We start from the raw sequence: 19,977 nt of genomic DNA, 5'->3' as shown, positions 1-19,977 counted from the left end.
CTATGCTTGAATTTCAGAGAACCATGGGCTCGCTTGCGAGCCGTTCTTCGATGCGCTCCAGCGAACCGAGCGCGAAGAAATCGTCGAAGGAGGCGATCGGCATCTCGGCGATCAGTTTCGAAACGAAGGCGTCGGAGCCAAGATCCTCTTCGATCGCTTCGACCTCGGCCGAAAGCGGCCGGTCCACCGTATAGAATTCGGCATGGCTGCGAACGACGTCATAGATCATCCCCGCCACACCCTTCGGCTTGTCGCCGAGGATATCGGCTGCCTGCGCAGACAACAGGGCCTCCAATGCCGCCAGGCGCCGGAGCGCGCGTGTCTGGCGTTCGAAACGCTCGATCACGAGCGGCAGGAAAGCGGCTTCGTCTTCCAGACCGGCGGCGACCACGAGAGACTGCGCCGAGACAGGATTGGACATCGACAGCACGCGGGAGAAGATTTCACCGGCGAGCTTGATGATCGGGCCGAAGCCTGTGGCGATCTTGCCCGGAGGAACGAGATTGACAGGCAGATCGCGGCGCTGGCCATTGCCGAGGATGACGCAACGGTTGAAGGCATTGCGCGCCGCATGCGCCATGCAGAGAGCGGCGGATTCGAGCAGGATCGTCACGTCGAGCGGCAGTGAGCCGCCCGATGTCATCACGCGTCCCTCGACGACGACAGGGTTGTCGTCGGAGCGGCCGGTTGCAGCCAGAATTTTATGACCTGTCGACAGAAGGTTCTCGATCACCGCGCCGAAGACCTGGGCGATCATGCGCAGGCTGAGCGGGTCCTGAACATGCGTTGCAACCGGCCAGTCCCAGGGGTCCGATGCGTTGCAAAGCCATGATCCGATCAGCGCCTCGCGGGCCGTGCCGACATGGCGGACGGCCTTCCAGGGGTCGCGTGAGGCGCCAAGCGCGCCGGCGGCCATCATGCCCGTTGCCAGCAGGACACGGATCGAAGCGGCAGCGTTCCGGGTCGCTTCGCCGGCAGCGGCAAAGCTCACGGCATTGACGCTGAGCGAGGCCAGGCTGTCGCGCGGCGCCATCTTTACCGGCTCCAGCCCTGCCGCCTGGAAGGCTTCTGCCGCCTGCATGCGCTTGCCGCGATAGACGGCCTCGCCGACGCCCGTGAGCACCGCGCCGATCTGGCCCATCAGGCCGATATCGGCGCAGCCGATCGAGCCTGTTCGGCGCACCAGCGGAATAAGATCGGCGTCGAGAAGCCGCATATAGGCTTCGATTAGCTCCGCCGTGCAGCCGACCTGGCCCGTCAGCGCCGTATTGATGCGGATCGCCATCGCATTGCGCACGACGGCGCAGGAAAAGGGAGTGCCGGTGCCGAAATGGTGAGCGCGCACCAAGCCGAGATTGAAGGCTTCGAGCTCGTCATTCGACCACTCGACATCCTTCATGGCGCCGACGCCCGTCGTAGAACCATAGACCGGCACGCCGGAATTGATGGCCTCTTCGACGATCAAGCGGGCGTGCTGGATTCGTGCCATGCCTGCTGCCGAAGCAGAAAGCGCCACTTTGCCCGATCCGATCCTCACCATCTCCGCAAAGCCGAGAGGTTGGCCGGACAATTCTATGCCGGGGCGTTCATGCTTCATCTGCTGGTCTCCTTAAGGGCGAGACTAAGCGAGTGCGTCACACCATGGGATATCCCAAATGCCGAACACAGCATGCATTTGCTTTGCCTGAAGTCAGTTCAACGTCCAGGCAATATAGAGAAGCGTCAAGGCAATTATCCAGAGAGCAATCCGGGCCGAGCGATTGTGCCGTGCCTCGGACTTGCCGATCGCCTCGGTGGTCTGCTCGTCGAAGCGCAATCCATGTTCGCTCATATGCAGCAGCTGGTGATGGAATTTCTCCGTCTGCGCAGCGATCTCGGGCACGGCTTCGGCAAGCTTCACGGCCGCTTTCAACCCGTCCTTCAGATCGGTAACGATGCGCTTCGGGCCGAGGTTGTTGCGGATCCATTCGCCGACGACAGGCTCGGACGCCTTCCACATGTTGAAGCGCGGATTGAGCATGCGCGACACGCCTTCGACCACGACCATGGTCTTCTGCAGCATGACGAGTTCGGGCCGCGTCTGCATGTCGAAGAGCTCGGTCACTTCGAAGAGCAGCGTCAGAAGCTTGCCCATCGAGATCGTCTCGGCCGGCTGGCCGTGGATCGGTTCGCCGATCGCGCGGATCGCCTGCGCAAAGCTCTCGACATTGTGGTGGCCGGGAACGTAACCGGCCTCGAAATGCACTTCGGCGACACGGATATAGTCGCGGGTGATAAAGCCGTAGAGGATCTCGGCCAGGAAGCGCCGTTCCTTCTTTCCGAGCCGTCCGACGATGCCCATGTCGACGGCGACGATCATGCCCTGGGCATCGACGAAGAGATTGCCCGGATGCATGTCGGCATGGAAAAAGCCGTCGCGCAGCGTATGGCGCAGGAAGGACTGGATCAGCGTATCGGCAAGCGCGTTCAGATCGTGTCCGGCGGCCAGCAGCCCCTCGACATCGGACATCTTCACGCCGTCGATCCACTCCATTGTGATGACGTCGCGGCCGGTGCGCTCCCAATCGACCTTGGGAACGCGGAAGCCCGGATCCTTCTCGGTGTTTTCTGCAATCTCGGAAAGCGCTGCCGCCTCGAGGCGCAGATCCATCTCCACCTTGGTGGTCTGCTCCAGCGTCTTGGTGACCTCCACCGGCTGCAGACGCCGGCTGGAGGGCATGAAGCGCTCCTGCAGGCGGGCGACGAGATACATCGCCTCGATGTCGTGGCCGAAACGCTGGCGCACGCCGGGCCGGACGACCTTGACGGCCACCTTCTTGCGGCCATCGGTGCCATCGACTTCTGCCGGATGAACCTGGGCGATCGACGCTGCGGCGATCGGATCGCCGAAGCTTGCATAGAGCTCTTCGATCGGACGCCCGAGCGAGCCTTCGATATTGGCCTTGGCCGCCGCAATCGGGAAGAAGGTCATCCGGTCCTGCAGCTGCGACAGATCATTGGCGAAATCGACGCCGACGACATCGGGCCGCGTTGCCAGGAACTGTCCGATCTTCACATAGGAAGGGCCGAGCCGCTCGACGGCCTGCGCCAGGCGGTCGCTGCGCTTCTGCCGCTTGGCCTTGCTGCGTTCGAAGATCGTTACCGAGGATTTGGCGAGCGCCACCACGGGCGGAAGCCCTTCGGACGGCAGGGCCGATACGACACCCTCGCGCACCAGCACCCAGCCGACGCGCCAAAGCCGGAAATATGCGCCGAAAGCACTCATCTATTCTATAATTTCCAGCCCGAGTGCAGGGCTGCGATACCGCCCGTATAGTTGGTGTAGCTGACGCGCGAAAAGCCCGCGCCCCGGATCATCGCGGCAAAATTCTCCTGGTTGGGGAACTTGCGGATCGATTCCACCAGATACTGGTAGGGCTCGGCATCGCCGGTGATCGCCTTGCCGAACTTCGGGATCGCGTTAAACGACCAGGCGTCATAGACCTTGTCCAGCAGCGGCAGATCGACTTCCGAGAATTCGAGAACGAGCAGACGCCCGCCGCGTTTCAGCACGCGATAGGCTTCCGACAGCGCCACGTCGATGCGCGGCACGTTGCGGATGCCGAAGGCGATCGTATAGGCATCGAAGCTGTTGGCCTCGAAGGGCAGGTCTTCGGCATTGGCCTCGACGAAGGTGAGATTGTCGGAGAGCTTCTTCTTCTCGGCCCGCTCGGCGCCGACGCCGAGCATCGAGCCGTTGATGTCGAGCACGGTCGCATGCGCCAGCCGGTTGGAAGCCTCGATGATCCGGAAGGCGATGTCGCCGGTGCCGCCGGCAACGTCGAGCACCTTGTAGCCCGGTTCCTTGCGCGGGTTCAGCGATGCGATCATCGCGTCCTTCCAGACGCGGTGCATGCCGGCAGACATGACGTCGTTCATGATGTCGTAGCGCTTGGCGACCTTGCGGAAGACCTCGTTGACGAGGCCCTGCTTCTCGCCGTTCGACACTTCGCGGAAACCGTAGGACGTTTCCATGCCGCCATCGGCGGAGGTGCGGCTGTCTGACATCGGAAAACTCCGTTACTCGAAATCGGTGCGGCGACCATAGCGAAACGATGCTTTGGACGCTATCTGTAGGCGCGGATCGCAAGCCGCGGCCTTCTGGCGCTATAGCGCACATCGCCAGCGGTTGAAATACGTTTAGCTACAGATGGGTAACGATGCCGGAATTGCCAGAAGTCGAAACCGTCAGGCGCGGCCTGACCCCCGCGATGGAGGGCACGCGCATCGAGCGGCTGGAGCTTCGCCGCGGCAATTTGCGCTTCCCCTTTCCGGAGAAATTCGAGGCCGATGTCACCGGCCGCACGATCATCGGTCTCGGGCGCCGCGCCAAATATCTGCTCATCGATCTCGATAGCGGCAAGACCATCATTTCGCATCTCGGCATGTCTGGCTCCTTCCGGATCGAGGAGGGCGCGCAGCAAACCGTGCCCGGCGACTTCCATCACGAGCGCTCGAAAGACGAGAAGCACGACCACGCCATCTTCCATCTGGAGAGCAGCAAGGGACCAAGGCGCGTCATCTATAATGACCCCCGCCGTTTCGGCTTCATGGATATTGCCGAGCGTTCGGAACTGCAGACCAATCCGTTCCTTTTTGGCCTCGGGCCGGAGCCGACCGGCAACGAGCTCAGCGCCGCCTATCTCGCCGAACGTTTCGCAGGCAAGGCGCAGCCGCTGAAGAGCGCATTGCTCGATCAGAAGAACATCGCGGGTCTCGGCAATATCTATGTATGCGAAGCGCTATGGCGCTCGCATATCCTGCCGACGCAAGCCGCCAAGACCCTCGTCACCAAGAGCGGGAAACCGAAAGAATCGCTGGAGCTGCTCGTCTCGTCGATCCGCGATGTGATCGCCGATGCGATCAAGGCCGGCGGTTCGTCGCTGCGCGACCATATCCAGACGGACGGTTCGCTGGGATATTTCCAGCATTCCTTCTCTGTCTATGATCGCGAAGGCGATCCTTGCCGCACGCCCGGCTGCGGCGGTACGGTTTCGCGTATCGTCCAGGCGGGCCGCTCCACCTTCTATTGCCCCGTCTGCCAGAAATAGGGAGAAACGCATGGCCTACGAAACCCTGATCGTCGAAACCCGCGGCAATGTCGGCCTGATCACGCTGAACCGGCCGCAGGCCCTCAATGCGCTGAATTCTAGGGTGTTGAGCGAGCTGAAGCAGGCCTATGCGGATTTTCATGCCGACGACGCCGTTGGCGCGATCGTCCTGACCGGCTCAGAACGGGCTTTCGCGGCAGGCGCCGATATCAAGGAAATGCAGCCGCTCGAATTCGCCGATATATATAAGGCCGAATTCATCGGCGGCTGGGACGAGATTGCCAAGGCACGCAAGCCTGTGATCGCCGCCGTCAGCGGCTTCGCACTCGGCGGCGGATGCGAACTGGCAATGATGTGCGATTTCATCATCGCTTCCGAGACGGCCAAGTTCGGCCAGCCGGAAATCACCCTCGGCGTCATTCCCGGCATGGGCGGCTCGCAGCGGCTCACAAGGGCGGTCGGCAAGTCGAAGGCGATGGATATGGTGCTGACCGGCCGGATGATGGATGCGGCCGAGGCCGAGCGCGCGGGACTCGTTTCGCGTGTGGTGGCGCCGGAGCGCCTGCTCGACGAGGCGCTGGAGGCCGCCGCCAAGATCGCCTCCTTGTCGCGCCCATCGGTGCTGATGGCCAAGGAAGCCGTCAGCCGCGCCTTCGAGGTGACGCTCGAAGAAGGTCTGCGTTTCGAGCGCCGTCTCTTTCACAGCCTGTTTGCCACCGACGATCAGAAAGAGGGGATGACGGCGTTCATCGAAAAGCGTAAACCGGACTTCAAGCACCGCTGATGGGCATTCAGTGGAGAAAGGCTGCGTTTCCGTGAAAATCCGCGTTGACGCCGCCCGGCTTTAGAGTTATATGCCCGCCCACGGTTCGGGAAGCCGCTCTGGTTTTCCGATTATGCTCCCGCATTGCTGGATATTGTGGCCGCAGGGCCCGCGGTGATGGCGGAGTTTTGTTCGAATTCTTTTGAGAGGCATCCATGGCCAATACAGCTTCGGCGAAAAAAGCGACCCGCAAGATCGCCCGCCGCACCGACGTCAACAAGGCTCGTCGCTCGCGCGTTCGCACGTTCGTCCGCCAGGTCGAAGAGGCACTCGCATCCGGCGACGCTTCCAAGGCTAAGGAAGCCTTCCTCGCAGCGCAGCCGGAACTGGCACGCGCCGCAAGCAAGGGCGTCCTTCACGCCAACACGGCATCCCGCAAGATCTCGCGTCTTGCTGCCCGTCTGAAGACGCTCTCGGCGTCCGCAAGCGCATAACATTTCGTTAACGAACTGCTCGTTATGATTAGCCCGGTAATTTTACCGGGCTTTTTCGATTCCGCGATCTAGCCTTTGTATGGCGAATTCAGCGACGATTTCGTGTCGGACGGATGACACTAAAAATCGTTTAATATCAAATACTTGCGCTAGGTTCTTTCAACGCTGCGCGACTCTCCCCCCTCCGGAAGGGGGGCGAAATGAGTCAAGCGGATTTTTATTTTTTTTCTTTCATAGCGTGTCGAAAATACCCACTTTGGGAATCTCATTGATTCTTCTGCGATTCTTTTTTGACACCGGCGTGACGCCCTAAACCGGTGCCCGGAGTCAATGGCCCCTCCTTAATTTTGCGTAAAATTCATCGTTGATATCCGCAACCGATCCTGCCTAAATGACTTCCAGCAAAGGGCGCGGACATCACCTGAAAAGGTTCAGTCTTAACTGCCATACCGGCAGGGCGATGAGTTTGTATCTTTTGTCGCGGAGCAGTCTATCTCTCCGTTTTTTCAAGCACTTGAGCATATTTGCACCGCGGCCGTGGCTGGTCTCGGAACGGATAGCTTTTGTGCGCTCGACGGCTGCACGTTTAAGGTGAAGCCGAAGGGGATGGGGAAACTACATTTGTGTTCCGGTTGGTTAGCGGGCGAACGAGGGCCGCCAGCCAGTACGGTTAGGAGACAACATGACGGAGGCCCCATGATGGCGGTTTCCGCCACGGGTTTCTGCGCCGCTCTCTTTTGGAGCTGGGACATCTGTATTGAGTGAACCGGCAAGCCTGCGGCTCATGAGGGGACGCCAGCCTGTCTAACGGGGAAAATTGATCGGGCGGCCGTTTTTTCGGATGACCGCCCGGTGAAATGAAATTGGAAGGCGGCATGATGCAGATGAATTCTATGGCAGCGGGTGCACTTGAGAACGGGGACAAGGCATCGGCATTTGGCTCTACTTCGCTTGAGGCGGCAGGAGAAAAGGGAGACATGAAACATGGCGTACTTTTTGAGCGCGTTAGCGCCCGTCTGAAGGCACAGGTCGGCCCGGACGTATATGCAAGCTGGTTCCAGCGTCTGAAGCTTCATTCGGTCTCCAAGAGCGTCGTACGGCTCACCGTTCCGACGACCTTTCTGAAGTCGTGGATCAACAACCGCTATCTGGATCTGATCACCAGCCTGTTCCAGCAGGAAGATGCGGAAATCCTGAAAGTCGAAATTCTCGTGCGCACCGCAACGCGCGCTGGCGTCAAGCCTGCCGATGAGGTGGCTACCCAAGAGCCGTCTTCGCAGGTTACGCCGATCCGCCGTCCGGCATCGGCCCAGCCGGCCGGTCACGCCGTCCAGCAGGCCGTTTCCGCTGCAGCAGCGGCACGTCCGGCAACCTTCGGCCAGCCCCTGTTCGGCTCGCCGCTGGATTCCCGCTTCACCTTCGACACCTTCGTCGAGGGCAGCTCCAACCGCGTGGCATTGGCAGCTGCCAAGACCATCGCGGAAGCAGGCCAGGGGGCCGTGCGCTTCAACCCGCTCTTCGTTCATTCGACGGTCGGTCTCGGCAAGACGCATCTGCTGCAGGCGATTGCCAATGCCGCTGTCCAGAACCCCCGCGCCCTGCGCGTGGTCTATCTGACGGCCGAATACTTCATGTGGCGCTTCGCAACGGCGATCCGCGACAATGACGCTCTGACGCTGAAGGACTCGCTGCGCAACATCGACCTCTTGATCATCGACGACATGCAGTTCCTGCAGGGCAAGATGATCCAGCACGAATTCTGCCACCTGCTCAACATGCTGCTCGACAGCGCCAAGCAGGTCGTGGTCGCTGCCGACCGCGCCCCTTGGGAGCTGGAATCGCTCGATCCGCGCGTCCGTTCGCGTCTGCAGGGCGGTGTGGCGATCGAGCTCGATGGCCCGGACTACGAGATGCGTCTCGAAATCCTCAAGCGCCGTCTGGCCGTGGCCCGTGTCGAAGATCCGTCGCTGGAAATTCCGGCCGAGCTGATGTCGCATGTCGCCCGCAGCGTCACCGCCAGCGGCCGCGAACTGGAAGGCGCCTTCAACCAGCTGATCTTCCGCCGCTCCTTCGAGCCCAACCTGTCGATCGAACGCGTCGATGAGCTTCTCGCGCATCTGGTCGGCTCCGGCGAACCGCGCCGTGTTCGCATCGAGGACATCCAGCGCATCGTCGCGCGCCATTACAATGTCTCGCGCCAGGAACTGGTCTCGAACCGCCGCACGCGTGTCATCGTCAAGCCGCGCCAGATCGCCATGTATCTGTCGAAGACGCTGACGCCGCGCTCCTTCCCGGAGATCGGCCGCCGCTTCGGTGGACGTGACCACACGACCGTGCTTCATGCCGTTCGCAAGATCGAGGAACTGATCTCCGAAGACACCAAGCTGTCGCACGAGATCGAGCTGCTGAAGCGCCTGATCAACGAATAGTGCGCCTTTGAGCGCTGGAAATCTACGGCCGGGAGCGATCCCGGCCTTTTCTTTTTACGGGTCTTTTATCCTGTACATCCCCGGCAAAGACGGCTCAAAGTGAAGCGGTCGCTGCTTGGAGGGAACAGGATGAGCTTCAGGAAAATCGCCGTTGTCGGTCTCGGCAAGGTCGGACGTCTCGCCGCAACGCTTCTGTATGAAGGCGGTTTCGAGGTCACCGGCGTCGATGCCCAGCTTCCGCTGTCGGATGTGCCCTTCACCTGTCGGACCGGTGACATCTCGAACGCCGCTGTTGCGGCCGAACTCCTCTCCGGCGTCGAGGCCGTCCTGTCCTGCCTGCCCTATCACCTGAACATCGCGCTTGCTCGCGCTGCGCATGCTGCCGGCGTCCACTATTTCGATCTCACCGAAGATGTGCCGACGACGAATTTCATCATCGAGCTGTCGAAGACCGCGCGCGGCCTCATGGCGCCGCAATGCGGTCTGGCGCCGGGCTTCGTCGGCATCGTCGGCGCGAGCCTTGCCGACGGTTTCGAACGCTGCCGCTCGATCCGCATGCGCGTCGGCGCCTTGCCGCAGCATCCGACCGGGCTTCTGGGCTATGCCTTCAACTGGTCGCCCGAAGGCGTGGTCAACGAATATCTGAACGATTGCGAGGTTATCGAGGGCGGTGTGCGCAAGCTCGTTTCGCCGATGGAGTGGCACGAGACGATCTATGTCGAAGGCGTCAAGCTCGAGGCCTTCACCACCTCCGGCGGGCTCGGAACCATGTGCGATACGCTGCTCGGCAAGGTCGAGAACCTCGACTACAAGACCATGCGCTATCCCGGCCACATGGAGCTGATGAATTTCTTCTTCCACGAACTGTTGATGCGCGACCAGCGCAAGCTTGCCGGCCAGATCCTGACCGACGCCAAGCCGCCCGTCGATGACGACGTCGTCTACGTCCATGTCGCCGCCGAAGGCACCGAGCGCGGCAGTCTGCGCCGCAAGGAATTCGTCAGGGCCTATTATCCGATCGAAGTCGCTGGAGAGAGGCGGACGGCAATCGCCTGGACCACATCAGCCTCGGTCGTCGCCGTCATCGAAATGGTGCGCGACGGACTGTTGCCATCGACCGGTTTCCTGCACCAGGAACATATCCCGCTCGACACCTTCCTGCAGACCCCGACCGGTAGCCTGTTCAAGGCCAGAAGCGCCAGCAGGCATTAGGCGCAGGCGAAGATCAAGTTTGAGCTACTGGTTGCGTCTTTCAGGCAGCGCACAGAGCTTGCCACAGCTCGGTATGCCGGGCAGCATATAGCGAAGGCAGCAGACCTTTCGGCGCGCCACGCATTCGCCGTTCTCCTCCACGTGCCGGATACAGCCGGAGAGCGGATTGACGCCGCCATCGGGCAGGCAGCCGCGCACGAAAACCGGCAGGTCGGCCTGGGCCAGGTCGGGGTCGTCCTTGTCTGCGGTCAGCCGCAGCGCATAGTCGATATAGACGGCCGCATTGTTCCAGCAGAGCTTGGCGGAAATGCCGTGCTTCACCAGCTGGCCTACGGCCTTGAAGAGATGGGTTTCAAGAAGCGGATCAATCGCCTCGAAAGAGCCGCGGGCAGCGCCATCATCCCAACCGCTATGCGGCACGCCGAAGGCGCGCGGCAGTCCGTCCTCGTTGAGCGCAATGGTCATCTCATCGAAAGCAACCGGCAGCCGCCGGCCCCCGGCGCGCCTCGCAATCAGATAGGCGATCGTCAGACCGGCAAAGTAGTAGAGCGTCCACATCGACACGGCAGCACGGCGGTCGGTTCCACCCGAGATGGCGGCATATCGGTCGATTGCTTGTTCCAACGCTCCGCCGGTGAAGAAGCTGTTGAGAGGCATCGCGCCTTCCAGGTCCGCCGACAGCATGAGCTTTTCGGCACACCACGCATGCTCGCCGGTAAACAGTGACGCAAGCCGCTCTGACGGGCGGTAGGCGCCTCTCAGGGCCTCTGTGGCTGCAATCACCGCCATGTGCTGGCCATACGGCGGGAGCGCGCCTCAGCGCGCCATACAGATGGAATGGCAGAACAACGGATATTCATGGCACCGTTCGACTTCAATGCAGGCAGTCACTGCTTGATAACCGCACCATCAGCGAAAAGGAAGATAAAGGTGATTAAATAATTCACCTTTGATTTATCGACGTGCCTAGCTATGCGCCTCCGAGAGTAGCCAGCGGCGGAACGCGGCCGCGGCCGGGCGTTCAAGGGCGGCGCCCGGATAGACGAGGTGGAAGGCGAGGCGGCTGGCGACGCCGATCGGAAAGGGTGCGATGACGGCGCCTTCCTTGAGCTCCGTGTCGACGAAGGAGCGTCGCATCAGCGCGAAGCCAAGACCGGCCTTCATCGCCTCATAGGCGCCATTGCCATGCATGAAGATCGGCCCGCGGGCCGCGTCAACGCCGGCCGCGCCTGCAGCCTCCAGCCAGAGCTGCCAGTCATGGCGGTAGACGTCGTGGATCAGCGTGAAGGGCGCCAGCGCCGCGGGAGCTGGGTGATCACCGAGCTCTCCGGCAAGCTTGGGTATGCAGACCGGCACGAGCTCGTCATCGACAAGCCGTTCGCTGACCAGCCCCTCATAGCCGCCGAGCCCATGACGGATCGCCAGATCGATCCCGTCGCGCTGGAAATCGAGGACGCGGTGTGAGGCGCTGATCCGCACGTCGATCTCCGGATGCAGTGTTTCGAACCGGCCAAGCCGGGGCACCAGCCAGTAGGTGGCAAACCCGGCGGTACAGGTGACGTTGAGGATCGCGCCGCGCGCCCGGGCCGTGATCGCCGCCGTCGCTTCGCGCACCAGCCGGAATGCCGCCCTCAGCGTGGTGAAGTAGTCGGCGCCTTCGACGGTCAGCGCCAGCGCCCGCGGCTTGCGGTCGAACAGCTGCACACCAAGCGCGGCTTCCAGATCGCGTATCTGCAGACTGACGGCGCCGGGTGTCACATTCAGCTCCCGGGCTGCCAGCGTCATGCTGAGGTGCCGGGCTGCTGCTTCGAAGGCCCGCAAGGCCGATAGCGAGGGTAGATAGTCGCTCATGATTTAGCTCAGCTAAAGTGTAAGGCGAAAAAGACTCGTTTGTGGCGATCCGATTATCGAAATAATATCAGCATCAAATGGATCTGCAATGCACATTGCCTGCCGGTCTCGGACGAGAATAAATCGAAGATAGCCGCATGCTGCGTCTGCAGGAATCGGGTGGCCGGTGCCGCCTGGCAGCTCTATGACGCTTGCATGCGATGGAGGATGACGATGCAGAAGCAGATGGGCTTGGCCGAATGGGGCATGATGCTGGTTCTCTCCCTGCTCTGGGGCGGCTCGTTCCTTTTCAACGGCATCCTGGTCAAGGCGTTGCCGCCTTTCACCATCGTCACCGGCCGCGTGCTGCTGGCCGCCATCGCGCTTAATCTGATCGTGCGGATGATGGGCCACGCCATGCCGCGCGATGGCAAGAGCTGGATCGCCTTCTTCGGTATGGGCGTGTTGAACAACATGATCCCTTTCTGCCTGATCGTCTGGGGTCAGACGCATATCGCCAGCGGGCTCGCCTCGATCCTCAATGCCACGACGCCGCTCTTCGCCGTCGTCGTTGCCCATTTCCTGACGGCGGATGAGAAAATGACGGCCAACCGGTTGATCGGTGTCGTCGTCGGCTTTGCCGGTGTCGCCTATATGATCGGCTTCGATGCGCTGCATGATCTCGGCTCGAACGTGCTGGCGCAGCTCGCCGTCCTCGGCGCGGCGATATCCTATTCCTTCGCCGGGATCTGGGGACGCCGCTTCCGCGCCATGGGCATGCCACCGCTGTTGCCTGCTGCCGGCCAGGTTACGGCTTCTACTGTTCTGATGATCCCGATCGCCCTGATCGCCGACCGTCCGTGGACGCTGGCAATGCCCGGTGCGGAAACCTGGGTGGCATTGTTCGGCCTCGCCATTCTCTCGACCGCAATCGCCTACATTCTGTTCTTCCGGATTCTGTCGACGGCCGGTGCGACCAATCTGATGCTTGTCACGTTTTTGATCCCGGTCAGCGCCATCCTGCTCGGTGCGCTGATCCTGGGAGAACAGCTGCAAACGAAGCATCTGATCGGCATGGCGATGATTGCCATCGGCCTTGCGGCGATCGACGGGCGGTTGCTGGCGCTCGGCCGCAAGCGCGCGGCCTGAGGATTAGCAGGCGAGATCGGCGACGACGGAATCGAGGATCAGCATCCCCGACGGCGTGCAGCGAAGCCGCGAATTGCCGAGCCGCTCGATGAAGCCGTGTTCCAGCAGGAACTCCTCGCGCGCCGGATCCGGATCGCGTCCCGAGAGCTGCTGCCAGCGGGCGAGATCGACGCCCTCCTTCAGCCGCAAGCCCATCAGCAGCAATTCATCCGATTGCTCTTCGTAACCGAGCCGTTCCTCTTCGAGAACGCCGTGTCCGTCGCGCTCGACCATTTCGAGCCAGGATTCCGGCTTGCGCTCGGTTGCCGTGGCGAGCTTCTCGGAGCCGCGGGTCAGGCGGCCATGGGCGCCGGGGCCGATACCGGCGTAATCGCCATAGCGCCAATAGGTCAGGTTGTGGCGGCTCTCAGCGCCGGGGCGGGCGTGGTTGGACACCTCGTAGGCCGGCATGCCTTCGCGCTCGGTGATCTCCTGCGTCGCCTCATAAAGCACGGCCGATTGCTCGCCGTCAGGCACGATGAGCTTGCCGGCCTTGTGTAGGCCGTAGAAAGGCGTGCCTTCCTCGATCGTCAACTGGTAGAGCGACAGGTGATCGACAGCATAGGAGATGGCCTCCTTGAGCTCGCGTTCCCATTCGTCCACCGTCTGGTCGGGCCGGGCGTAGATGAGGTCGAACGACATGCGCGGGAAGATATCGCGCGCCAGCTTGATCGCCTTCAGCGCGTCCTCGACATTGTGCAGGCGGCCAAGGAATTTCAGGTCGCGATCGTTCAGTGCTTGAACGCCGAGCGAAACGCGATTGACGCCGGCAACGCGATAGCCGCGGAACCGCTCCGCCTCGACGCTCGAAGGATTGGCCTCCATGGTGATCTCGATGCCCGAAGGCACATGCCATTCCCGGGCAATGCCGTTCAGCACCGCGTCGACGGTCTCCGGCTTCATCAGCGAGGGCGTGCCGCCGCCGAGAAAGATGCTGGTCACCGTCTTCGGTCCGCTCAACTGGCGGATCGCGGCCATCTCCTTCAGAAAGGCCGCAACATAGCGCTCCTGATCGACGGGCTGATGGCGGACATGGCTGTTGAAATCGCAATAGGGGCATTTCGCGGCGCAGAATGGCCAGTGCACGTAGACGCCGAAACCGGGCTCCCCTGTATCCGGGAGCAGCTTGGCATCACGCAGCGAAGTCAGGTTGTTCAGATCGTCCACGAGCCGACCTTACGCTTCCAGGCAGGTTTCGACAAAGATTTTGAAGGCGCGCGCACGATGCGACAGCGCCTGCTCATCCCCAGGCTTCCAGCCATGTTTCTGTTCGGCGCTCATCTCGCCGAAGGTGGTGTCATAGCCTTGCGGCTGGAACACCGGATCGTAACCGAAACCCTGCGTGCCGCGCGGCGGCCAGACGACGGTGCCTTCGACTTCGCCGCGGAAAAGCTCTGTATGTCCGTCCGGCCATGCAAGGCAGAGAACGCTGACGAAGCGGGCTGTGCGCTGCTCGGGCTTTGCCGCACCGGCTTTCTCCAGTGCCGTCTCGACCTTCTGCATCGCCATCGCGAAATCGCGGGTGCCATCGGCGGTCTCGGCCCAGTTGGCCGTGTAGACGCCGGGATCGCCGCCGAGCGCGTCGACAACCAGACCGGAATCATCAGACAGCGCCGGCATGTTGGCAGCGTTGGCCGAGGCGAGTGCCTTGATCCTTGCGTTCTCTTCGAAGGTCGTGCCGGTCTCGTCAGGCTCGACGAAATTGAGCTCGGCTGCCGACTTGGCTGTGAAGCCCAGCGGGCCGATCAGGTCCTGGATTTCGCGGATTTTGCCGGCGTTGTGACTGGCAACGATGATGGTCTTGGTGTCGAGCTTGCGCATTTTGTTTCCTATTCGATGCCCCAGATACGGGCTTCGGCGCATTCCAGGCTGTTGCCTTCCGGATCGCGAAAGTAGATCGAGCGGCCGCCATTCGGCCAGTGAACTTCGGATTCGATGGCGATGCCGGCCGCCGTCAGCCTGGCGGCCATCGCATCGATATTCCCGGCAGAGACGCGAAAGCAGGCGTGGCCCGCTCCCTTGGTGCCGTGCGCCGGAACCTGAAGCGCGCCCGGCGCCGGTGGCTTGACCGTCTCGTCCGGGTTGAAGATCAGCAGCACCCCGGGTCCGCACCGAAAGAAGACATGCCGGTTGGCAGCCCGCGTGATCTTGGAAAGACCGAGAATGCCTTCATAGAAAGCTTCGGCTCTATCCAGGTCCTTCGCGTAAAGCGCCGTTTCCAGCATGCCCTCCAGCATGTCGTTCACCCGGCGATTGCCTGCTTCTGCAGTTCCACGAGCTCGGCAATGCCGTTCTTTGCGAGACCCATCAGCGATGCAAATTCGGCTTCGCTGAACGGCGTGCCTTCGGCCGTGCCCTGAATTTCGACGATGCCGCCGGCACCCGTCATGACGAAGTTCGCATCGGTCTCCGCAGAGGAATCCTCGATATAGTCGAGGTCGATGACCGGCTGGCTGGCGAAAATACCGCAGGAGATGGCCGCGACATGATCCTTGAGAACACGATCGACCTTGATCATGTTACGGCTTTCCATCCACTTCAGGCAGTCGTAAAGCGCAATCCAGCCACCGGTGATCGAAGCCGTGCGCGTGCCGCCGTCAGCCTGGATGACGTCGCAGTCGATGGTGATCTGGCGCTCGCCGAGCGCAGTGAGGTCAACGACGGCCCGCAGCGAGCGGCCGATCAGGCGCTGAATTTCCTGCGTGCGGCCGCCCTGCTTGCCGGTCGCCGCTTCACGCTTCATGCGCTCGCCCGTGGCGCGCGGCAGCATGCCGTATTCGGATGTGACCCAGCCCTTGCCGGTGTTGCGCAGCCACGGCGGCGTCTTTTCTTCAAGGCTTGCCGTGCACAGCACATGTGTATCGCCGAATTTCACGAGACAGGAGCCTTCGGCATGCTTGGAAAAGTTGCGCTCGAAGCTGACCTTGCGCATCTGGTCGGTTTTTCTGCCTGTCGGCCGCATTCTCTGTCTCCTGATGCATGAGGCCGTTAGGCCGCGAGTGGCGGCACGGCATGATCATGCGTTGTTTCGTGATGCTGCCCCGCTTCTACGATTGGCTGCGGTCATTTGCAAATTCCCTTTTGCCACGCGGACGAGATTGATTATATTTTGCAGATTGTCATCAGCGTGGGTGTTTCAGAATTCATGGGCTTCAGATCTACGTCGGTTTCGGATGCCGTTGCTGCGCTGGATGAACGCTCGAAGGAAATCTTCCGCCGTATCGTCGAAGGCTATCTGGAAAACGGTGAGCCGCTCGGCTCGCGAAACCTCTCCCGTATTCTTCCTATGTCGCTGTCCCCGGCCTCGGTCCGCAATGTGATGAGCGATCTGGAAGAGCTGGGGCTCATCTATTCGCCGCATATCAGCGCCGGGCGTCTGCCGACCCAGGTCGGGCTCCGGTTCTTCGTCGATGCCTTCATGCAGGTCGGAGACCTCTCGGCCGAAGAGCGCGCCAGCATCGATCGCCAGGTGCGCGCCGAAAGCCGCGACAATCCGGTGGAATCGATGATGAACGAGGCAAGCCGGATGCTGTCGGGGATTTCCCGCGGCGCCGGCCTGGTCATCACCTCGAAGAACGATCCGGTGTTGAAACATGTCGAGTTCATCCGCCTGGAACCGACGAAGGCACTCGCGGTACTCGTCGGCGAACATGATCAGGTCGAAAACCGGATCATCGAGCTTCCGGCGGGCGTGACGTCGTCGCAGCTGACCGAAGCCGCCAACTTCCTCAACGCCCACATGACCGGCCAGACGCTGCCGGAATTGCGCAAGCAACTCGACCGGCTGAAAACGGATGTGCGCCACGAACTCGATGCCTTGTCGCGCGACCTTGTGGAGCGCGGCATTGCCGTCTGGTCCGGCAGCCCGGATGAAGGCAAGCCGGCGCAGCTGATCATCCGGGGCCGGGCCAACCTGCTCGAGGGTCTGGACAGCGTCGGTGACCTCGACCGCCTGCGCATGCTGTTCGATGATCTCGAAAAGAAGGACAGCCTGATCGAGCTGCTGAATCTGGCGGAAAGCGGCCCGGGCGTGCGCATCTTCATCGGTTCCGAAAACAAGCTCTTCTCGCTATCCGGCTCTTCGCTGATCGTCGCGCCCTATCGTGACGACGACGACCGCATCGTCGGTGCCGTCGGCGTCATCGGTCCGACCCGGCTGAATTACTCCCGTATCGTGCCGATGGTCGATTATACCGCCCAGCTGATTTCCCGCCTGTCGCGCGGGTCGCTCTGAAAAAGCCGGAATTTCCGGTTCTTTGTCACGCAGACTTGATTTTTTGCGGTCAAAGCTCGATATCGGGCGCATCCCGAAAGAACCCTTTACCCGGAGACCGTCATGACTGACGAAACGACGAAAAACGGACCTGAGGCTGTTGCGGCTGACGCTGCTGCGGACGCAGCCGCAAACGTCGAGAATGAAGCGGCCGCTGAGGCATCGTCCCAGCCGGATCCGTTGGAACTCGTGAAGGCAGAAAATGCCGAGCTGCGCGACCGCTATCTGCGCCTCGCCGCAGAGATGGACAACCTGCGCCGCCGCACCGAGCGTGAAGTGAAGGACGCGAAGTCCTATTCCGTTGCTGGTTTCGCGCGTGACATGCTCGCCGTATCCGACAACCTGCGCCGGGCGCTCGATGCCATTCCGGCCGAAGCCAAGGCTGCGGGCGAGGCTGGCCTGACGACCCTGATCGAAGGTGTCGAGATGACCGAGCGCTCCATGCTCTCGACGCTCGAGCGCCATGGCGTTCGCCAGCTCGATCCTGTCGGCCAGAAGTTCGACCCGAACTTCCATCAGGCGATGTTCGAAGTGCCGAACACGGAAGTTCCGAACAACACCGTCGTCCAGGTGGTGCAGGCCGGCTTCACGATCGGCGAGCGCGTGCTGCGCCCGGCCATGGTCGGCGTCGCCAAGGGCGGTCCGAAGCCCGAGGCAGAGGCTGCCAATTCCTATCTGGATCAGAAGGACGCATAATGAAAAAGGGCCGCTGAGAAGCGGCCCTTTTCTTTTGGTCTTTGTTCTTCGCTCAGATGCGGGCGAAACGCTCGATCAGCAGATCGAAGAAACCATCGGCATCGACAAAGCGCATCACCTTGGCATTGCGCTTGCGGTCGGTCACATGCCACCAGTCGACGACCGTCATGCCGACGGTCAGTTCCGACTTCACCTCGATCTCGACATTGCATTCCCGGCCCTTGAAGAGCTCTGGCTTCAGGAGGTAGGCAACAACGGTCGGGTCGTGCAACGGGCCGCCGTCGGAACCGTATTTCTCGATATCGAAGCGCTCGAAGAACTCCAGCATCTCCACCATCGCCTGTGCAGGCGCCGTGCCGAGGTCGGCCATGCGCTTGACGCGGTCCTTGCGGGTCAGCAACTGGTGCGTCACGTCGAGCGGCATCATCACCACGGGCACGCCGGAGCGGAACACGATGTCGGCAGCCTCGGGATCGACATAGATGTTGAATTCGGCGGCCGGCGTGATGTTGCCGCCCTCGAAGAAGCCGCCGCCCATCATGACAAGCTCGCGGACGCGCGCAACGATGTCAGGCGCCTTCTGGAAGGCAAGGCCGATATTGGTGAGAGGGCCGAGCGTGCAGAGCGTCACGCTGCCTTCAGGCTCGCGGCGCAGCGTCTCGACGATGAAATCGACGGAATGCTGTGCCTGCAGCGGCATGGTCGGCTCGGGCAGGGTCGGGCCGTCGAGGCCGGTCTTGCCGTGGACGTGTTCGGCGGTGACGAGTTTGCGGGCGATCGGCTTGTCGGCGCCGGCAAAGACCTTGATATCGTTGCGCTTGCAGAGCTCGCAGATGATGCGCGCGTTGCGGCTGGTATAGGACAGGGGCACATTGCCGGCGACCGTGGTGATGCCGAGAATTTCGAGCTCTTCGGGGCTGCCGAAGGCGAGCATGATCGCCGCGGCATCGTCCTGGCCGGGATCGGTATCGATGATGATCTTTCTGGGGTTTGCCATATACGTCATCCCTCCTCAGGTGCACGTCGTTCTGGCAGGCACCATTTGTTTATGATCGCGTCGCAAATCGGCGCAGCCCTTACGGGTGACGATTTGATGCGAGCCCGCATGCGCTTTGTCAAGCAAGGACGAAGGCACCGTTTACCCTAAAATTTCCCGGTCCTGTCGCGAGGTCCGCAAAACCTTGCGCGGCTGCCCGCCAATTCCCATATTAGCAACAGCCGGATGCTAGTTTAGGTCCGGAAAGGTCGCTTGCATCAAGGACTTGAAACATGAGCCGTATCACTCCCTTCGCCAGCCCGCTGCTTCTGGGCTTCGACGCCATGGAAAAGACGCTGGAGCGTATTTCCAAGGCAAGCGATGGCTATCCCCCCTATAATATCGAGCGCATCGCCGCCGGTCATGACCAGCCCGAGCGTCTTCGAATCACGCTTGCCGTTGCCGGTTTCGGTGAGGATGAGCTGGATGTGACGACGGAAGAAAACCAGCTTTTGATCCGCGGCCGGCAGGTCGAGCAGGGCGAGCGCGAGTATCTCTATCGCGGTATTGCAGCCCGCCAGTTTCAACGTACTTTCGTGCTTGCCGATGGCATGCAAGTGCTTGGCGCAGGGCTAAAAAACGGTTTGCTTTCAGTCGATCTTATTCGGCCGGAGCCCGCCCGCATGGTCAAGAAAATTAACATTTCGGTCCCACAGTAGGACAACGGTTCGAGTTGAGCCGTTAGTCCCTTCTCTTGGAGGTACAGGAATGTTGATGAAAGAAGCGAATTCTCACCTGACCAAATCCGAACTTGCCGGTATCGGCAATGGAGAGGTCGCCTACGTCCGCAAAATGCGTAACGAAGAAGTATCGAAGTGCTTCCCCGAAGCGCCCGATATCGACCCAGGCGTCGATCTATGGGCCCTGTTCGGCGCGGACGGCACGCCGATCCTCTTGACCGACAACCGCTCCAGCACCTTTTTTAAGGCTGCCGAAGACGAGCTGAAGACGGTAAGCCTGCACTAA

At 61.4% G+C, this 19,977-nt stretch carries 20 protein-coding genes; 10 read left to right on the top strand and 10 right to left on the bottom strand.

Features of this window, described 5'->3' with window-relative positions; translation table 11 throughout:
- Positions 1-13: 13 nt before the first annotated feature.
- The 3 genes from AC1DIJ_RS10585 to ubiE form a co-directional block, all read right to left on the bottom strand.
- On the bottom strand, positions 14-1,597 hold the full coding sequence (locus AC1DIJ_RS10585) for an aromatic amino acid ammonia-lyase (RefSeq protein WP_112385222.1): 1,584 nt from the start codon (positions 1,595-1,597) through the stop codon (positions 14-16).
- Between the two features lie 93 nt (positions 1,598-1,690).
- Entirely contained in the window at positions 1,691-3,265 is a 1,575-nt protein-coding gene (gene ubiB, locus AC1DIJ_RS10580; protein ID WP_112385223.1) for a 2-polyprenylphenol 6-hydroxylase, read from the bottom strand.
- 5 nt (positions 3,266-3,270) lie between these two features.
- Entirely contained in the window at positions 3,271-4,047 is a 777-nt protein-coding gene (ubiE, locus tag AC1DIJ_RS10575; protein ID WP_112385224.1) for a bifunctional demethylmenaquinone methyltransferase/2-methoxy-6-polyprenyl-1,4-benzoquinol methylase UbiE, read from the bottom strand.
- A gap of 152 nt (positions 4,048-4,199) precedes the next feature.
- On the opposite strand from ubiE, the gene mutM reads away from it, so the two are divergent.
- From mutM to AC1DIJ_RS10550, 5 genes are all read left to right on the top strand, one after another.
- Positions 4,200-5,090, top strand: coding sequence for a bifunctional DNA-formamidopyrimidine glycosylase/DNA-(apurinic or apyrimidinic site) lyase (gene mutM / locus AC1DIJ_RS10570; RefSeq protein ID WP_112385225.1), 891 nt, complete (start codon positions 4,200-4,202; stop codon positions 5,088-5,090).
- A 10-nt stretch (positions 5,091-5,100) separates the two neighbouring features.
- Positions 5,101-5,874 (top strand): enoyl-CoA hydratase, encoded by a 774-nt coding sequence (locus tag AC1DIJ_RS10565; RefSeq protein ID WP_112385226.1) that lies wholly within the window; start codon positions 5,101-5,103, stop codon positions 5,872-5,874.
- Positions 5,875-6,068: 194 nt separating this feature from the next.
- Complete coding sequence (rpsT, locus tag AC1DIJ_RS10560) at positions 6,069-6,347, top strand: 30S ribosomal protein S20 (protein WP_112385227.1); 279 nt, start codon at positions 6,069-6,071, stop codon at positions 6,345-6,347.
- An 878-nt stretch (positions 6,348-7,225) separates the two neighbouring features.
- Positions 7,226-8,776 carry a chromosomal replication initiator protein DnaA gene (gene dnaA / locus AC1DIJ_RS10555; protein ID WP_112385388.1) on the top strand — a complete coding sequence of 517 codons (1,551 nt, stop codon included), beginning with the start codon at positions 7,226-7,228 and terminating at the stop codon, positions 8,774-8,776.
- Between the two features lie 129 nt (positions 8,777-8,905).
- Positions 8,906-9,988, top strand: a complete 1,083-nt coding sequence (locus tag AC1DIJ_RS10550; RefSeq protein WP_112385228.1) for a saccharopine dehydrogenase C-terminal domain-containing protein — start codon at positions 8,906-8,908, stop codon at positions 9,986-9,988.
- A 24-nt stretch (positions 9,989-10,012) separates the two neighbouring features.
- Here AC1DIJ_RS10550 and fhuF read toward each other — a convergent pair whose 3' ends face one another.
- Both fhuF and gcvA read right to left on the bottom strand, forming a co-directional pair.
- Entirely contained in the window at positions 10,013-10,777 is a 765-nt protein-coding gene (gene fhuF, locus AC1DIJ_RS10545) for a siderophore-iron reductase FhuF (RefSeq protein ID WP_112385229.1), read from the bottom strand.
- 177 nt (positions 10,778-10,954) lie between these two features.
- On the bottom strand, positions 10,955-11,839 hold the full coding sequence (gene gcvA / locus AC1DIJ_RS10540) for a transcriptional regulator GcvA (RefSeq protein WP_112385230.1): 885 nt from the start codon (positions 11,837-11,839) through the stop codon (positions 10,955-10,957).
- A gap of 207 nt (positions 11,840-12,046) precedes the next feature.
- On the opposite strand from gcvA, the gene AC1DIJ_RS10535 reads away from it, so the two are divergent.
- Positions 12,047-12,967, top strand: a complete 921-nt coding sequence (locus tag AC1DIJ_RS10535) for a DMT family transporter (RefSeq protein WP_112385389.1) — start codon at positions 12,047-12,049, stop codon at positions 12,965-12,967.
- A 3-nt stretch (positions 12,968-12,970) separates the two neighbouring features.
- On the opposite strand, the gene hemW is transcribed toward AC1DIJ_RS10535, so the two are convergent.
- The 4 genes from hemW to rph are packed head-to-tail and all read right to left on the bottom strand — an operon-like array spanning position 12,971 to position 15,968.
- A complete protein-coding gene (gene hemW, locus AC1DIJ_RS10530; RefSeq protein WP_112385231.1) occupies positions 12,971-14,173 on the bottom strand; it encodes a radical SAM family heme chaperone HemW in 1,203 nt (400 codons plus the stop codon).
- A gap of 9 nt (positions 14,174-14,182) precedes the next feature.
- Complete coding sequence (gene rdgB / locus AC1DIJ_RS10525; protein WP_112385232.1) at positions 14,183-14,827, bottom strand: RdgB/HAM1 family non-canonical purine NTP pyrophosphatase; 645 nt, start codon at positions 14,825-14,827, stop codon at positions 14,183-14,185.
- 8 nt (positions 14,828-14,835) lie between these two features.
- Positions 14,836-15,252 carry a VOC family protein gene (locus AC1DIJ_RS10520; protein WP_112385233.1) on the bottom strand — a complete coding sequence of 139 codons (417 nt, stop codon included), beginning with the start codon at positions 15,250-15,252 and terminating at the stop codon, positions 14,836-14,838.
- Positions 15,249-15,968, bottom strand: a complete 720-nt coding sequence (rph, locus tag AC1DIJ_RS10515) for a ribonuclease PH (RefSeq protein WP_112385234.1) — start codon at positions 15,966-15,968, stop codon at positions 15,249-15,251. The genes AC1DIJ_RS10520 and rph overlap by 4 nt, the downstream gene beginning before the upstream one ends.
- A 183-nt stretch (positions 15,969-16,151) precedes the next feature.
- On the opposite strand from rph, the gene hrcA reads away from it, so the two are divergent.
- Both hrcA and grpE read left to right on the top strand, forming a co-directional pair.
- The gene (hrcA, locus tag AC1DIJ_RS10510) at positions 16,152-17,240 is read left to right on the top strand and encodes a heat-inducible transcriptional repressor HrcA (RefSeq protein ID WP_112385235.1); all 1,089 of its coding nucleotides are present in this window, start codon (positions 16,152-16,154) and stop codon (positions 17,238-17,240) included.
- Between the two features lie 102 nt (positions 17,241-17,342).
- Positions 17,343-17,975, top strand: a complete 633-nt coding sequence (grpE, locus tag AC1DIJ_RS10505) for a nucleotide exchange factor GrpE (protein WP_112385236.1) — start codon at positions 17,343-17,345, stop codon at positions 17,973-17,975.
- A 52-nt stretch (positions 17,976-18,027) separates the two neighbouring features.
- On the opposite strand, the gene AC1DIJ_RS10500 is transcribed toward grpE, so the two are convergent.
- Positions 18,028-18,972 (bottom strand): nucleoside hydrolase, encoded by a 945-nt coding sequence (locus AC1DIJ_RS10500; RefSeq protein ID WP_112385390.1) that lies wholly within the window; start codon positions 18,970-18,972, stop codon positions 18,028-18,030.
- A gap of 272 nt (positions 18,973-19,244) precedes the next feature.
- Here AC1DIJ_RS10500 and AC1DIJ_RS10495 point away from each other — a divergent pair, with 272 nt between their 5' ends.
- Positions 19,245-19,670 (top strand): Hsp20 family protein, encoded by a 426-nt coding sequence (locus AC1DIJ_RS10495; protein ID WP_112385237.1) that lies wholly within the window; start codon positions 19,245-19,247, stop codon positions 19,668-19,670.
- A gap of 49 nt (positions 19,671-19,719) precedes the next feature.
- Positions 19,720-19,977 (top strand): BQ00720 family protein, encoded by a 258-nt coding sequence (locus AC1DIJ_RS10490; protein WP_112385238.1) that lies wholly within the window; start codon positions 19,720-19,722, stop codon positions 19,975-19,977.

It is taken from the genome of Rhizobium sp. 10N427, assembly GCF_056394605.1.
The sequence above is the reverse complement of the archived record's forward strand: the minus strand, read 5'-3'. Positions and strand labels throughout refer to the sequence as shown.

What these genes read in the sequence shown, in the direction of transcription:
- AC1DIJ_RS10585 (WP_112385222.1), bottom strand. Translation starts at nt 1,597, where the DNA reads ATGAAGCATGAACGCCCCGGCATAGAATTGTCCGGCCAACCTCTCGGC.
- ubiB (WP_112385223.1), bottom strand. Translation starts at nt 3,265, where the DNA reads ATGAGTGCTTTCGGCGCATATTTCCGGCTTTGGCGCGTCGGCTGGGTG.
- ubiE (WP_112385224.1), bottom strand. Translation starts at nt 4,047, where the DNA reads ATGTCAGACAGCCGCACCTCCGCCGATGGCGGCATGGAAACGTCCTAC.
- mutM (WP_112385225.1), top strand. Translation starts at nt 4,200, where the DNA reads ATGCCGGAATTGCCAGAAGTCGAAACCGTCAGGCGCGGCCTGACCCCC.
- AC1DIJ_RS10565 (WP_112385226.1), top strand. Translation starts at nt 5,101, where the DNA reads ATGGCCTACGAAACCCTGATCGTCGAAACCCGCGGCAATGTCGGCCTG.
- rpsT (WP_112385227.1), top strand. Translation starts at nt 6,069, where the DNA reads ATGGCCAATACAGCTTCGGCGAAAAAAGCGACCCGCAAGATCGCCCGC.
- dnaA (WP_112385388.1), top strand. Translation starts at nt 7,226, where the DNA reads ATGCAGATGAATTCTATGGCAGCGGGTGCACTTGAGAACGGGGACAAG.
- AC1DIJ_RS10550 (WP_112385228.1), top strand. Translation starts at nt 8,906, where the DNA reads ATGAGCTTCAGGAAAATCGCCGTTGTCGGTCTCGGCAAGGTCGGACGT.
- fhuF (WP_112385229.1), bottom strand. Translation starts at nt 10,777, where the DNA reads ATGGCGGTGATTGCAGCCACAGAGGCCCTGAGAGGCGCCTACCGCCCG.
- gcvA (WP_112385230.1), bottom strand. Translation starts at nt 11,839, where the DNA reads ATGAGCGACTATCTACCCTCGCTATCGGCCTTGCGGGCCTTCGAAGCA.
- AC1DIJ_RS10535 (WP_112385389.1), top strand. Translation starts at nt 12,047, where the DNA reads ATGACGATGCAGAAGCAGATGGGCTTGGCCGAATGGGGCATGATGCTG.
- rdgB (WP_112385232.1), bottom strand. Translation starts at nt 14,827, where the DNA reads ATGCGCAAGCTCGACACCAAGACCATCATCGTTGCCAGTCACAACGCC.
- rph (WP_112385234.1), bottom strand. Translation starts at nt 15,968, where the DNA reads ATGCGGCCGACAGGCAGAAAAACCGACCAGATGCGCAAGGTCAGCTTC.
- hrcA (WP_112385235.1), top strand. Translation starts at nt 16,152, where the DNA reads ATGGGCTTCAGATCTACGTCGGTTTCGGATGCCGTTGCTGCGCTGGAT.
- grpE (WP_112385236.1), top strand. Translation starts at nt 17,343, where the DNA reads ATGACTGACGAAACGACGAAAAACGGACCTGAGGCTGTTGCGGCTGAC.
- AC1DIJ_RS10500 (WP_112385390.1), bottom strand. Translation starts at nt 18,972, where the DNA reads ATGGCAAACCCCAGAAAGATCATCATCGATACCGATCCCGGCCAGGAC.
- AC1DIJ_RS10495 (WP_112385237.1), top strand. Translation starts at nt 19,245, where the DNA reads ATGAGCCGTATCACTCCCTTCGCCAGCCCGCTGCTTCTGGGCTTCGAC.
- AC1DIJ_RS10490 (WP_112385238.1), top strand. Translation starts at nt 19,720, where the DNA reads ATGTTGATGAAAGAAGCGAATTCTCACCTGACCAAATCCGAACTTGCC.